Source organism: Pseudomonas sp. TWP3-2, assembly GCF_049897765.1.
GTDB lineage: Bacteria > Pseudomonadota > Gammaproteobacteria > Pseudomonadales > Pseudomonadaceae > Aquipseudomonas.
Window position 1 is genome coordinate 21,398 of sequence record NZ_JAFCWW010000014.1, and the last position, 14,360, is coordinate 35,757.

Annotated in this window: 12 protein-coding genes; 4 read left to right on the forward strand and 8 right to left on the reverse strand. The window is 60.4% G+C overall.

Annotation, left to right across the window (positions count from 1 at the left end):
- Positions 1-109: 109 nt before the first annotated feature.
- From ACP7EE_RS19515 to ACP7EE_RS19525, 3 genes are read left to right on the forward strand one after another with little or no spacing between them, the layout of a single operon-like run.
- Entirely contained in the window at positions 110-1,354 is a 1,245-nt protein-coding gene (locus ACP7EE_RS19515) for an exonuclease SbcCD subunit D C-terminal domain-containing protein (protein ID WP_426236006.1), read from the forward strand.
- Entirely contained in the window at positions 1,351-4,992 is a 3,642-nt protein-coding gene (locus ACP7EE_RS19520) for an AAA family ATPase (RefSeq protein WP_426236008.1), read from the forward strand. Before ACP7EE_RS19515 ends, ACP7EE_RS19520 begins: the two co-directional genes overlap by 4 nt.
- Positions 4,989-5,585 carry a glutathione S-transferase gene (locus tag ACP7EE_RS19525; RefSeq protein ID WP_426236010.1) on the forward strand — a complete coding sequence of 199 codons (597 nt, stop codon included), beginning with the start codon at positions 4,989-4,991 and terminating at the stop codon, positions 5,583-5,585. Before ACP7EE_RS19520 ends, ACP7EE_RS19525 begins: the two co-directional genes overlap by 4 nt.
- Before the next feature lies 1 nt (position 5,586).
- Here the strand turns inward: ACP7EE_RS19525 and ACP7EE_RS19530 are convergent, their stop codons facing one another.
- The 8 genes from ACP7EE_RS19530 to ACP7EE_RS19565 form a co-directional block, all read right to left on the reverse strand.
- A complete protein-coding gene (locus ACP7EE_RS19530) occupies positions 5,587-5,844 on the reverse strand; it encodes a hypothetical protein (RefSeq protein WP_426236012.1) in 258 nt (85 codons plus the stop codon).
- On the reverse strand, positions 5,841-6,053 hold the full coding sequence (locus ACP7EE_RS19535; RefSeq protein ID WP_426204185.1) for a hypothetical protein: 213 nt from the start codon (positions 6,051-6,053) through the stop codon (positions 5,841-5,843). The genes ACP7EE_RS19530 and ACP7EE_RS19535 overlap by 4 nt, the downstream gene beginning before the upstream one ends.
- Before the next feature lie 270 nt (positions 6,054-6,323).
- Complete coding sequence (locus ACP7EE_RS19540) at positions 6,324-6,503, reverse strand: hypothetical protein (RefSeq protein WP_426236014.1); 180 nt, start codon at positions 6,501-6,503, stop codon at positions 6,324-6,326.
- 156 nt (positions 6,504-6,659) lie between these two features.
- Positions 6,660-7,835, reverse strand: a complete 1,176-nt coding sequence (locus ACP7EE_RS19545) for a lactonase family protein (RefSeq protein ID WP_426236015.1) — start codon at positions 7,833-7,835, stop codon at positions 6,660-6,662.
- A complete protein-coding gene (locus tag ACP7EE_RS19550) occupies positions 7,822-8,115 on the reverse strand; it encodes a DUF5629 family protein (RefSeq protein ID WP_426204188.1) in 294 nt (97 codons plus the stop codon). Before ACP7EE_RS19550 ends, ACP7EE_RS19545 begins: the two co-directional genes overlap by 14 nt.
- Positions 8,116-8,281: 166 nt before the next feature.
- Complete coding sequence (locus ACP7EE_RS19555; RefSeq protein ID WP_426236018.1) at positions 8,282-9,862, reverse strand: aldehyde dehydrogenase (NADP(+)); 1,581 nt, start codon at positions 9,860-9,862, stop codon at positions 8,282-8,284.
- Positions 9,863-9,871: 9 nt separating this feature from the next.
- A complete protein-coding gene (gene araD1, locus ACP7EE_RS19560) occupies positions 9,872-10,864 on the reverse strand; it encodes an AraD1 family protein (RefSeq protein ID WP_426236020.1) in 993 nt (330 codons plus the stop codon).
- Positions 10,865-11,016: 152 nt separating this feature from the next.
- Positions 11,017-12,339, reverse strand: a complete 1,323-nt coding sequence (locus tag ACP7EE_RS19565; RefSeq protein WP_426236022.1) for an MFS transporter — start codon at positions 12,337-12,339, stop codon at positions 11,017-11,019.
- Positions 12,340-12,533: 194 nt separating this feature from the next.
- Here ACP7EE_RS19565 and ACP7EE_RS19570 point away from each other — a divergent pair, with 194 nt between their 5' ends.
- A complete protein-coding gene (locus ACP7EE_RS19570; RefSeq protein ID WP_426236024.1) occupies positions 12,534-14,270 on the forward strand; it encodes an IlvD/Edd family dehydratase in 1,737 nt (578 codons plus the stop codon).
- Positions 14,271-14,360 lie beyond the last annotated feature (90 nt).

A 14,360-nucleotide genomic window follows, 5' to 3' on the forward strand; every position in this document is an offset into this window, starting at 1 on the left:
TTGATTTTCATCCCCTTCGGGCAACCTGACCCGATTGCCAGTAAACTCCCTCCTCTTTCGCCGCCCTCTCCATCTGCGGCTATCACCTCTTTCTGTTACGGAGTCCGCCTTGCGTCTGTTTCACACCTCCGACTGGCACCTTGGGCAAAACCTGCACGGCCAGGAGCGCGATTTCGAGCATGCGTGCTTTCTCGAATGGCTGCTGGGCCAACTGAAACTGGCGCAGCCGGATGTGCTGTTGATTGCCGGCGACATCTTCGACACGGTCAATCCGCCGGTCAAAGCTCAGGAAGCCCTGTACAACTTCATCGTCAGTGCCCACGAACAACAGCCGCTGCTGACCATCGTGATGATCGCTGGCAACCACGATTCCGGCTCGCGCATCGAACTGCCCGCGCCGTTGATGCGCCGTCTGCGTACCCATGCGCTAGGTCGGGTGTTGTGGCTGGATGACGGGCAACTGGATGCCGAACGCCTGCTGTTGCCGCTGCCGAATGCGCAAGGCGAGATCGCCGCGTGGTGCCTGGCGATGCCGTTCCTGCGGCCTGCCGAAGTCACCGGCGCGCACTTGGGCGACAACTACCTGCGTGGCATCGGCCAAGTTCACGAATGGCTGATCGAAGCGGCCAATGCCAAGCGCAAACCGGGTCAGGCGCTGATTGCGATCAGCCATGCGCACATGGCCGGCGGTTCGGTTTCGGAAGACTCGGAGCGCAGCCTGATCATTGGTAACGCCGAGGCGCTGCCCGCCAGCCTGTTCGGGCCGAGCATCAGCTACGTTGCCCTCGGCCACCTGCACAAGCCGCAGAAGGTTAACGGCGAAGAGCGCATTCGCTACAGCGGCTCGCCGATTCCGCTGTCGTTCTCCGAGATTGGCTATCAGCATCAGATTCTAGAAGTATTGCTCGACGGCGAAACCCTGGTCAGCGTCGAGCCGAAACTGATCCCGCGCGCGGTCAATCTGCAACGCATCGGCCCGATGCCGCTCGCAGAAATTCTGCTGCAACTGGCGGAGCTGCCGAACATCGATCTGCTGGCTGAAACCCAGCGTCAACCATGGCTGGAAGTGCGCGTGACGCTCGACGAGCCGCAGCCGGATCTGCGCCATCAAATTGAAGGTGCATTGCAAGGCAAAGCCGTGCGTCTGGTGCGCATTGCCGCCGAATACGCCGGTAGCGGTGGCCCGGACGGTGCGGAGGACGGCAGCGCGTTGATCGAACTTGACCAGCTCTCGCCGCAGGAATTGTTCAGCCGCGCCTGGCTCGACAACTACGGCAGCGAGGTCGATGAACAGACGCTCAAGGACTTCGCCGAACTGCTGCAAGACGTGCAAATGGAGGACGAGCAGCCATGAAGATTCTCGCGATTCGTTTGAAAAACCTCGCTTCGCTGGCCGGCCCGTTCGACATCGATTTCACCGCCGAACCGCTGGCCAGTGCCGGCCTGTTTGCAATCACCGGCCCGACCGGCGCCGGTAAAAGTACCTTGCTCGATGCGCTGTGTCTGGCGCTGTTCGGCACGGTGCCGCGCTTGAATAACACCAGCCGTGACGCCAAAGTGCCAGACGCCGACGGTGAAATCGCCACTGGCGACCCGCGCACCCTGCTGCGGCGCGGCACCGGTGAAGGCTATGCGGAAGTCGATTTTGTTGGTGTAAATGGTCGGCGTTACCGGGCGCGCTGGGAGGCCAATCGCGCGCGCGAGAAGGCTGGCGGCAAGTTGCAGGCCAGTCGGCAAAGCCTGCGTGACATCGATCAGGATCAACTGCTGGCCAGTCAGAAAGGTGAGTACAAGGCGCAACTCGAAGCCGCGCTGGGGCTGAATTTCGAACAGTTCACCCGTGCCGTTTTGCTCGCGCAAAGCGAGTTCAGCGCCTTCCTCAAGGCTGACGATAACGACCGCAGCGAACTGCTGGAAAAACTTACCGATACCGCGCTCTACACTCGCCTCGGCCGTCGCGCGTTCGACAAGGCCAAAGAGGCCCGCGAAGCGCACAAGCTGTTGCAGGATCAGGCCACTGGCGTCACGCCGCTGACCGCCGAAGCCCGCGCCGAACTCGACGAACGCTTCAACGCCGCTCAGCAGCAACTCAAAGTGCAGCAGGCCCGGCTCAAGCAGCTTGAGCAGCAACACACCTGGCTGAAGGATTTGCGCCTGCTACAGGACGCGCAACAGGCTGCCGCCGAGCAACTGCACAGCGCTGAACTGGAGCGTGACAGCCTGGTCGGCGAACGCCTGAAACTTACGCGCCTCGAACAACTCGCGCCGCAACGGCATCAGTTTGCGCGCAAAGCGCAAATCGACGCGCTGCTGACGCCACTGGCTGCGCAGATTGCCACGCATACCCAGCAACACGCTGAGTTGAGCGAGCGTCAGACGCAGCTCGATCAGAACCTCGCCGCCGCTCAAGTCGCCCTCAGCGAAGCGCAAAAACAGCAAGCCGAAAGTGCCCCGCTGGTGCGCCAGGCGTTCGACGAGCAAAGCACCCTCGCCCGTCTGATCAAAGACGCCGCACAAAGTGGCGAAGCCCAACAGAATGCACAACAGGCCTGCACCCAAGGCCAAAGTGCGATTCAAGCAATGCAACAAAAGCAGGTGGAAGTCGGCGAGCGCTTGCAGCGCATCGCCGTCGAGCTTGAGCAAAGTCTGCATCTGGCACCACTGAGCGATGCGTGGAACGCTTATCGCGACCGTTTGCAGCAGTTAATGCTGATCGGCAATCGCTTGAACAAAGGCCAGGGTGAACTGGCGACGCTAGAAGCAACCGCCACGCGCAGCGCCGAAGAATTCGCTACGCAGAAGCAGCAACTGGAAGTCCTGTTCAAGGAAGCCGGAGCCGAGCCGAACGCTGTCGCCGAACAGATCGGCATGCTCGGCGGATTGTTGCAGGACAACCGCAAACACCTGCGTGCCATCGAAGACCTGTCGCGGCTGTGGGCCACTCAGCAGGAGTTGGATCAGCGCAACGCCGAGCTGCAACAGCGGCAACTCGCGGCACAGGAAGAACGCGAGCGCCTGACCCAGGACGGGGTCAAGTCCAAAGCCGAGCTGACCATCGCCGAGCAGACTCTCAACGTCACCCGCGAACTGCTGGAGCGTCAGCGTGTGGCGCGCAGTGCCAGTGTCGAAGAGTTGCGCGCGCAGTTGCAGGATGATCAGCCGTGCCCGGTGTGTGGCAGTCATGAGCATCCGTACCATCAGCCCGAAGCGCTGCTGCAAAGCCTCGGTCGCCATGATGAAAACGAACAGGCCAACGCGCAGAACGCGGTGGATCAGCTCAAGGAAAAGCTCACCGAACTGCGTGCCGAAGTCGGCGGCGTGATCGCCCGGCAGAAGGAACTGCTGCAGCAGCAGGAACAACTGGCGAGCCAGCAGCAAGCACTGACGCCGAGTCTTGAAGCGCATCCGTTGGCTGCATCACTGTTCAATCAGGATGCGCCAAAACGTGACGCCTGGCTGACCCAGCAAAACAACCAGTTGAACCAGAGCATCAGCCAGGACGAGCAGCGCCAGAGCGCCCTGCTCACCCTGCAACAGGACGCCGCGCGCCTGACGCAACAGCTGCGCGAGGCCGAAACTGCGCACCAGCAAGCGGCTCAACACCTGAGCAATCAGCAGCAGCAATTGAGTAATGATCGTCAGCGTCTGGACGAAGAACTCAGCGCATTTGCCAGCCTGCTGCCGGCCGATACTCTGGAAGCGTTGCGCGTCGAACCGGCGGCGACCTTCATGCAACTCGACCGCGAGATTGCCGAGCGTCTGGCACAACTCGATCAGCAGAGAGAAGAACTGGCCGAGCAACAACAGCGTCAGCAGACGCTGGAAAAAGAGCAAGACCGCCAGCAGTCCCGCGTGCAACAGCTGCAAACTGCTGAACAGCAGTTCCAGGCACTCAACGAACAGCAACAGGTCAGCCAGCAGAAACTCGCCCAGTTGCTCGGCGAACACCGCAGCGCTGAACACTGGCAACAACAGCTTGAACAGACTGTGGAAACCGCGCGCACTACCGAGGCTGGCACGGCTCAAGAGCTACAGAGCGTAAGCACTCAACGGGTGAAAATAGCTGCCGAGCTTGAGGCGCAGCAGGAACGTTTGCTCGCCCTGGAAAGCGAACACGGCGAACTCGCCAGCAAGATCGCGCAATGGCGGGCCGGTCATCCGGAGCTGGATGACGGCGGCCTCGAAGAACTGCTGCAGGTCGATGACGCGCAGGTCAGCGAGCTGCGTCAGCGCTTGCAGAACAATGAAAAAGCCATCGAACAGGCCAGGGTTCTGGTGCAGGAGCGCGAACGCCAGTTGCTCGCGCATCAGGCGCAACACAACGGCAATCTGGAAGCCGAGCAACTGACGGTCGCACTGAATGATCTGCAGAACCAGTGCGTCATCAGCGAACAACAATGCGCCGAGCTGCGCGCCGAACAGGCCGAGGATCAGCGTCGGCAAAACGCCAATCAGGCGCTGGCGCAACAGATCGCCGACGCCTATGCCGAGTATCAGCGCTGGGCCCGCCTGAATGCGTTGATCGGCTCGGCCACCGGCGACACCTTCCGCAAGATCGCTCAGGCTTACAACCTCGATTTGCTGGTGCATCACGCCAACGTGCAACTGCGCCAACTGGTCAAACGCTATCGCCTGAAACGCGGTGGCAGCATGCTCGGCCTGCTGGTGCTCGACACCGAGATGGGCGACGAACTGCGTTCGGTGCATTCGCTGTCCGGTGGCGAGACCTTCCTCGTGTCGCTGGCACTGGCGCTGGGTCTGGCCTCAATGGCGTCGAGCACACTGAAGATCGAATCGCTGTTCATCGACGAAGGCTTCGGCAGTCTCGATCCGGAATCGCTGCAACTGGCGATGGATGCGCTCGATGGTTTGCAGGCGCAGGGGCGCAAGGTCGCGGTGATTTCCCACGTACAGGAAATGCACGAGCGGATCCCGGTGCAGATTCAGGTGCAGCGCCAAGGCAATGGCCTGAGCACGCTGGAGGTGAAATGAATACGCTGTATTCGTTCCGCCGCTGCCCGTACGCGATGCGCGCGCGGATGGCGCTGCGTTATTCCGGCGTGACCGTGGACATTGTCGAGGTCAGCCTCAAGGCCAAACCGGCCGAGATGCTGGCAATCTCGCCCAAGGGCACGGTGCCGGTGCTGGATGCGGATGGTCGGGTGATTGAAGAGAGTCTGGAAATCATGCGCTGGGCGCTGGCGCAGAACGATCCGGATGACTGGTTGCTCAAGGATGATTCGTTCGGGGCGCTGTGGATGGACAAGCTGATCGAGGGTAATGATCAGGTGTTCAAGGTGCATTTGAATCGCTACAAGTACGCCGAGCGTTATCCCGAGCAGCCGATGGAAGCTTATCGCGCCGAAGGCGAGTTGTTTCTGGCCAAGCTGGATGGTCTGCTCAAGGATCGCGATTACTTGCTGGCTGACCATGCGTGTATGGCGGATATCGCCCTGCTGCCGTTCGTGCGCCAGTTCGCGCATGTTGACCGCGAGTGGTTTGCGCAGACGCCGTATGTTCGCTTGCAGGCCTGGCTTGAACGTTTTCTCGAGTCGGACCTCTTCACATCCATCATGAAAAAGTGATTCAGGCGAGGACGGCGCACATGCCGAGTGCCGAGCAATCCACTTCGAACGGGCCGAGGAAATTGGCCGGCGTTTTGCTCGGTGGATTGCCGGCGAGCAGACCCAGCGTATTGGCCCGTTCGATGTTGTGCGCGATGCTGTGATTGGCTTCTATCGCCCGGGCCAGCGAGCCGACCGAGCCTTGGCCGATGCCTAGTAATGACGCGCCATTGGTCATGAATGCCAGTCCGGCGATGACCCATAATCTGTAGCCTTTCATGCCCCGGCGACTCCTGCGAATTCAGCACCGTCGACCGCTGCATTTTGCGCACGGTGTTCGAACTGGATGCCGGGATGCGCGACCTCGATCGGCGCGTCAAAGCTGTGTTGCGACTGCGATGCGAAGCTGACGAACAGCACCATGACCAGGTACAGACCGATGGCCAGGTAGGCGCCGCGTTTGGCGGAAGTGATGATTGCATGGGCCATGATCTGTGCTCCGTGGACATGTTTCGAGGTCCACAGAATCGATCAAAAAAACCCGGCTAACCACTCAGCGATTTCCATAGTAACCATCAGCCTGATTGATCATTAAGCTGCTCTATTTCTGCCCTAAGTAATATCTATCGCTGAACATTGCACACACGTGTAAGAGCTGCCGAAGGCTGCGATCTTTTGATTTTGCTTTTAAAAAACAAGATCAAAAGATCGCAGCCTGCGGCAGCTCCTACAGGGGATCAGGAGTTCAGCGAGGGAATTTCAGTGTTGAGTTTTGTGGTCCAGTGCGGCGTAGAAATTGGCGCTCTGTTGCAGGTATTTCTGGGTGTAGCTCTGGGCGTGGGATTTTTTGTCGCTGATTTCAGCGCTGGCGCTGGCTGGCAACGCAACTGTGGCGGAGATGGCGGATGCGGCGATGATCGAGAAGAGATTGAAGTTCATGGCGGTAACCCTCGTGTTCGGTTGACTTGCTTGCCCGGTTGGGCGGTGAAGCCAACTTAACGCTCGAGGGTCGCTCGCTTGAAATCTTTTGTAGCATTAGCTGTTATCAGCGCGATTAATACAAAGACGCAGGCCCCGCGATCCGGGGCCTGCGGCTTATTGACGCACTAGAAACTTCAGGTCGCTCGGCGCGTCCATCGGCAGCTTCTGCACGATTTTGCCGAGCAGACCGCTCTTGGCATCGCGCTCGACCACAATGATTGCGTTACTTTTCTGGTTGGCAATCAGCAAGAACTTGCCGCTCGGATCGAGGCTGAACTCGCGCGGGTGATCACCTTCCACCGAGCGTCGCTGCAGTTCTTTGAGCTGGCCGGTCGCCGGATCGATGGCGAACACCAGCAACTGATTGGCGGTGCCACGGTTGCTCACATAGAGGAACTTGCCGTCTGCGGACGCATGCAGCGCGGCGGCAGCTTTGTCCGAAGTCGGCTGGCCGGCTGCCAGGTCGATCATTTGCGTCTGGGTCAGCACGCCGTCCTGGTAATCAAACACCGCGACCTGCGCGCTCATTTCCATGCTCAGCCAGGCATGTTTGCCGTCGGCGCTGAACAGCAGATGACGCGGCCCGCTGCCCGGTGGCAGTTGCACCGAAGCAGCTTTCGCCGGAGTCAGCGGCAGCTCTGGATTGGCCTTCGGGTCGAACTGGTAGATAAACACCTTGTCCGCGCCCAGATCATTGGAGAACACGTAGCGCCCGTCCGGCGAGGAAACCGTCGAATGCACGTGGTTCGATGCCTGACGCTGAGGATTGACGCGACTGGCCGGGTGAGCGCTCATCTGCACCACCGGTTTCAGCTTGCCGTCGCTGCCCACCGGCAACACCGCGAGGGTGCCACCCGGATCTTCAACCACCGAGTAGTTGCTGACGAACAAGTGGCTGGCATCGCCGCTGAGGCTCGAATGAGTTGGCTCGTTGCCCAGGCTCTGCACCTGACTGATCAGGCTCAGCGCATGGGTCTTGGAATCGATGGCATAGCTGCTGACGCGGCCGACCGGATCTTTCTGGCCCGGGCCGTTTTCGTTGACCACGAACAGGTGACGCTGATCTTTGGAGATCGTCAGCCACGACGGGTTTTCGCTTTCGACTACTTGCAGCGGCTTGGCGTCGATCTGGCCGGTGGCGCTGTCGAAATTCATCCGGTAAATGCCTTGGCTGCTGCCGGCGGTGTACGAACCGACCAGCAACTGGAAGCTCTCGGCCGAGGCCGTGGACAGCCCCATCGCGCCGACGCTGCCGGCCATCAGCAATGGCCAGAAATTACGCATCTTCATTCGATTCTTCCTCGTCGTCGTTGCTGCCGCCGAAGGCTTGCGAGCAAACCAGACGGTGCTCGCCGGAATCGCCGACAATCAGCCAGCTTTGCAAATCCGTATCGAACGTGGCTGCGCTGACTTGCGCGGGGGTGAACTCCCAGTGCTTGGCCGCTCGGCCATCAATGCATTCGATATGCAGGTTGTCGTCTTCGTCGAGGGAAAATTCGAAGGCGTGCAGGCCATCGATTTCAACCATGTCGCAGTGTTCGAGGACGTCGAGAAGGGTTTGGGCAGTCATGGCAAACAGTCTTTCTAGGGGGAAAGGGGCAATGATAGCTTATTGTCGGAGTCGATCCCCTGTGGGAGCTGGCTTGCCAGCGATAGCAGTCTGTCAGTCACATAAATGTTGAATGTGCCGCCGCCATCGCTGGCAAGCCAGCTCCCACAGGTGATGCGTTAAGAGCTTAGATCGCGTCGGGCGATGGCTTGCCGTCGACCAGGCGCTGGATGCGCAGCGGGTTGGCGTTTTTCAGCGCTTCCGGCAGCAGGCTGTCGGGGTAGTTCTGGAAGCACACCGGGCGCAGGAAGCGATCAATCGCCAGCGTACCCACCGAAGTGCCACGGGCATCGGACGTCGCCGGGTACGGCCCGCCGTGCACCATCGAATCGCACACCTCGACACCAGTCGGATAACCATTGAGCAAAATCCGCCCGACCTTCTGTTCCAGCAGCGGCGTCAGTTCAGCGAACTTTTCGAAATCCGCCGGCTCGCCAATGATGGTCGCCGTCAGTTGCCCGTGCAGGCCGTTCAACGCAGCGCTGAGTTGCGCCTGATCCGCCACTTCGACGATCACTGTGGTCGGGCCGAACACTTCTTCCTGCAGCACTTCATCGCCGTTGATCAGCAAGCTGACGTCAGCCTTGAACAGTTGCGGCTGGGCTTGATTGCCCTGCTGCCGATTTCCGGCCAGATGCTCGATGCCAGAATGCGCCAAGAGCTTCTGCAGACCGTTGCCGTAGCTGCCGAGGGTGCCAGCGTTGAGCATGGTTTGCGCCGGTTGATCGCCGATCAGCCCGGCGACTTGCTGCACGAACGCGCTGAACTGCGGCGAGCGAATACCGATCACCAGACCCGGATTGGTGCAGAACTGACCGCACCCCTGCACCACCGATGCGGTGAGGTCGCGAGCCACAGTTTCTGAACGCTGAGCCAGCGCTTGCGGCAGCACAATCACCGGGTTGATGCTCGACATCTCGGCAAACACCGGGATCGGTTGCGGGCGTGCAGCGGCCATGTCGCACAAAGCGCGTCCGCCCTTGAGCGAACCGGTGAAGCCCACGGCCTGAATCGCCGGATGCTTGACCAGCCATTCGCCGACCCCGCCGCCGTAGATCATGTTGAATACACCGGCCGGCATGCCGGTTTTTTCCGCCGCGCGGATCAGCGCATCGGCGACGAGTTCGGCGGTGGCCATGTGGCCGCTATGAGCCTTGAACACCACCGGGCAACCGGCAGCCAGCGCCGAGGCGGTATCGCCACCGGCAGTGGAAAACGCCAATGGAAAGTTGCTCGCGCCAAACACCGCCACCGGGCCGAGGCCGATGCGGTACTGGCGCAGATCCGGACGTGGCAGCGGTTGACGATCCGGCAATGGCAGATCGATCCGCGCACCGTAGAAATCCCCGCGACGCAGGACTTTGGCGAACAGACGCATCTGGCCGCTGGTGCGACCGCGCTCGCCTTGAATGCGTCCCGCTGGCAGCGCGGTTTCGCGGCAGACCACGGCGACGAAATCATCACCCAGCGCATCCAGTTCATCGGCGATTGCATCGAGGAACTGCGCGCGGCGTTCGGCACTCAGGCTGCGATAGGCCGGGTAAGCCGCAGCGGCAGCTCTGGCGGCGGCGTCGACTTCTTCAGCGGTGGCTTGAATGAAATCGTGCGGCAGTTGCTCGCCCGTGCTGGCGTCAACGCTGTGCAATTTGAGGTTGCCGGCCGCGCTGCGCTGACCGCCGATGTAGTTGTGACCGAGAATCTGAGTCATGGGATCTCCTTAAAGGGTGCCGATGCTGTCCGGTTGAAAAACCGCGTCAACCGGAACGATGCCGTTGATCAGCGGCGCGCCGAATTCGGCCTGGCTGATCTCGAACACGTCTCCGGGCTGGGTACGAATGCCATCGGCGAACGACAGCGTCGCGGTGCCGAAAAAATGAATATGCACGTCGCCGGGACGCAGGAACTGGCTGTATTTGAAGTGGTGGTATTCGAGGTTCCCCAAGCTGTGGCACATGTTCGCCTCGCCACTGAGGAACTCGTTCTGCCACAGCACCTCGCCGTCGCGCAGGATGCGGCTGGTGCCTGCCAGATGTTGAGGCAGCTCACCGACGCGAAGTTCCGGGCCGTAACTGCAACTGCGCAATTTCGAGTGCGCAAGGTACAGGTAATTCTTGCGCTCCATGATGTGGTCGGAGAACTCGTTACCCACCGCGAAACCGAGGCGATACGGCTTGCCGTCGTGGCCGATGATGTAAAGACCGGCCATCTCCGGCTCCTCGCCGGCGTCTTCAGCAAATGGCGGCAGCGGGAATGGCTGACCGGGACGCACAACGATGCTGCCGTCGCCCTTGTAAAACCATTCCGGTTGCACGCCGGCCTGCCCCGCTGCCGGTTTGCCGCCCTCCACGCCCCATTTGAAAATGCGCATGGTGTCGGTCAGCGCCGCTTCATCGCCGGCCTGTTGATGCATCTTGTCGCGGGCCGAAGCGCTGCCGAGGTGCGTCAGACCGGTGCCGCTGACCAGCGTGTGCGCCGGGTCCGGGTGGTCCAGTGGCGGCAGGATGCGCAGGTCTTGCAGCAGCTCAGCGTAGTCGTGGCTGATGCCCAGGCCGTGGATTTTGACTTGCTGTTCAAGGCTGCTGCCGGCTTCGATGGCGGACAGCGCCAGATCACGCACGCTGCGCGCATTCTGCACTTCGCGCACCACACCGTTCTCGACCACACCGACCCGGCGCTCGCGGTTACTCAATTCGAATTGAACCAGATGCATGGATTTTCTCCTGTAAACAAGCCTTCAAAACACTGCAAAACCCTGTGGGAGCTGGCTTGCCAGCGATAGCAGTCTGTCTGACACATCCATTTTGAATGTGCCGCCGTCATCGCTGGCAAGCCAGCTCCCACAGGATCGGTGGTGATTGGGGATCAGGTACGGGTTGCTCCACGTGCACTTGCGGCAAATTGGTCCACCGGCAACACGTGTTTACGCTCCAGCAAGCGATAAACCACACCCGTCAGAATCAACCCGAACACCATCACCCCCGACAAGAAATACAAACCCGAAGCAAGGTTCCCGGTGTACTCCTTCAGCGCGCCAATCACGAACGGTCCGATGTAGCCACCGAGGTTGCCCACCGAGTTGATCAACGCGATCCCGGCCGCTGCACTGGCCCCGGCAAAGAATCGTCCCGGCAGGGTCCAGAACACCGCCGTGCAGGAAAACAGTGCGAACGCCACCAGACACAATGCCGCCAGTTGCGCCACCGGCAATGACAGCCAGGCACTGAGAAACAGACCAATCGCACCCAGCACATACAGCACCGCCAGATGGCCGTAGCGATCATTCAAACGGTCGGAACTGCGCGGGATAATCAGCAAACCGATGATGCCGAAAATGTACGGCACCGAAGACACGAAACCGGTCACCAGATCAGTGCCACCGAATTGCTTGATCAAAGTTGGCAACCACAGACCCAAGCCATAAATGCTCAGGGTTACCGGGAGATAGAACAGCGCCAGCAGCAACACGCGTTTGTCTTTCAGCGCATGCAATGGATTGCCGTGGCGGGTCTGGCCATATTCCTGCAGATCCTTTTTCAGCTCGCCGCTGAGCCAGTCCTTCTCGGCCTGATCCATCCATTTGACTTGTTGCGGGCCGTCCGGCAACCAGCGCAGCACCGGCCAGGTCAGCAGGATCGCCGGAGTGCCGATGACAATGAACAGCCACTGCCAGCCATGCAGACCGAGGATGCCGTCCATGCCTAGCAAGCCGCCGGAGACCGGGCCGGTGATCATCATCGCGATGGGTTGGGAGAGGATGAACAGTCCGAGGATCTTGCCGCGATGGCGCACCGGGAACCATTGGGTGATGTAGTACAGAACGCCGGGAAAGAATCCCGCCTCCGCCGCGCCGAGCAGAAAGCGCATTACGTAGAAACTGTGTGGGCCCTGGACGAAGGCCATGCCGATGGTGATCGCGCCCCAAGTGATCATGATCCGCGCGAACCAGCGCCGGGCGCCGAAGCGTTCGAGCATCAGGTTACTGGGGATTTCCAGCAGAAAGTAGCCGATGAAAAACAGGCCGGCACCGAGGCCATAAGCCGCATCACCGATGCCGATGTCGGCGCCCATGTGCAGTTTGGCGAAGCCGACGGCGGAGCGATCCACATAGGCGATCAGGTACAGCAGGATCAGGAAGGGAATCAGTTTCAGCGTGATACGCCGGATAAGCCGCAATTCCTGGCTCATGAGATCGGTCTCCGATTGTTGTTGTTATAGAACCTCGGGGGACGCCTCTCGCGGAAAACCGCCAGGGCCAATCCCTCCGTCGAAAACGACTATATAGTAATACTAATTACCCAACAACACTTCCAAACAGTCGATTTTGAGCTTATGTTAGGCCAAAGCTCGCAAACAATAGTCTTACAATAAGAGAATCGATCATGTCTGATAAGAAACCCACCCTGCGCTCCGCCCAATGGTTTGGCACGGCCGACAAAAACGGCTTCATGTACCGCAGCTGGATGAAGAATCAGGGCATCGCCGACCATCAGTTTCACGGCAAACCAATCATCGGGATCTGCAACACCTGGTCGGAGCTGACGCCGTGCAACGCGCACTTCCGGCAGATCGCCGAACACGTCAAACGCGGCGTGATCGAGGCCGGTGGTTTCCCGGTGGAATTCCCGGTGTTCTCCAACGGCGAATCCAACCTGCGCCCGACCGCCATGCTCACCCGCAACCTGGCGAGCATGGACGTTGAAGAAGCGATTCGCGGCAACCCGATTGACGGCGTGGTGCTGCTCACCGGTTGCGACAAGACCACTCCGGCACTGCTGATGGGCGCGGCCAGTTGCGACGTGCCGGCCATCGTCGTCACCGGCGGACCGATGCTCAACGGCAAGCACAAAGGCAAGGACATCGGCTCGGGCACCGTGGTCTGGCAGCTCAGCGAACAGGTCAAGGCCGGCACCATCACCATTGACGATTTCCTCGCGGCCGAGGGCGGCATGTCGCGCTCGGCCGGCACCTGCAACACCATGGGCACCGCGTCGACCATGGCCTGCATGGCCGAAGCTCTCGGCACTTCCCTGCCGCACAACGCGGCGATCCCGGCGGTGGATGCCCGGCGTTATGTGCTGGCGCACATGTCCGGCATGCGTGCGGTCGAGATGGTGTGGGAAGATTTGAAACTGTCGAAGATTCTCACCAAGGAAGCGTTCGAAAACGCGATTCGGGTCAACGCTGCCATCGGTGGTTCGACCAACGCGGTCATCCACCTCAAAGCCATTGCCGGACGCATCGGCGTCGAGCTCGATCTGGATGACTGGACCCGTATCGGTCGCGGCATGCCGACCATCGTCGACCTGCAACCGTCCGGGCGCTTCCTGATGGAAGAGTTCTACTACGCCGGTGGACTGCCGGCGGTGCTGCGCCTTCTCGGTGAGGCCAATCTGATCCCGAATCCGGATGCGTTGACGGTCAACGGCAAGTCCATCGGCGAGAACACCAAGGACGCGCCGATCTATGGCGAAGACGAAGTGATCCGCACCATCGACAACCCGATCCGTGCCGACGGCGGGATTTGCGTGTTGCGCGGTAACCTGGCGCCGCTGGGTGCGGTGCTTAAGCCATCCGCCGCCAGCGCCGAACTGATGCAGCATCGCGGTCGTGCGGTGGTGTTCGAGAACTTCGATATGTACAAGGCACGGATCAACGATCCGGAACTGGACGTCGATGCCAACTCGATTCTGGTGATGAAAAACTGCGGGCCGAAAGGTTATCCGGGCATGGCTGAAGTCGGCAACATGGGGCTGCCAGCGAAACTGTTGGCCCAAGGCGTGACTGACATGGTGCGCATTTCCGATGCGCGCATGAGCGGCACAGCGTACGGCACGGTCGTGTTGCACGTGGCGCCGGAAGCAGCGGCTGGCGGGCCTTTGGCGACGGTGAAAGAAGGCGACTGGATCGAGCTGGACTGCGCCAATGGACGCTTGCATCTGGATATTTCGGATGCCGAACTGGCGGCGCGCATGGCTGATCTGCAACCACCGCAGCAATTGTTGGTGGGCGGTTATCGTCAGCTGTACATCGAGCACGTGTTGCAGGCGGATCAGGGTTGTGACTTTGATTTCCTCGTCGGCTGCCGAGGGGCTGAAGTGCCGCGACACTCCCACTGATCACCAGCATAGCCCTGAGTTGTGCATCATTTGTGGCGAGGGAGCTTGCTCCCGCTCGGCTGCGTAGCAGTCGCAAAATCGATGAATGTG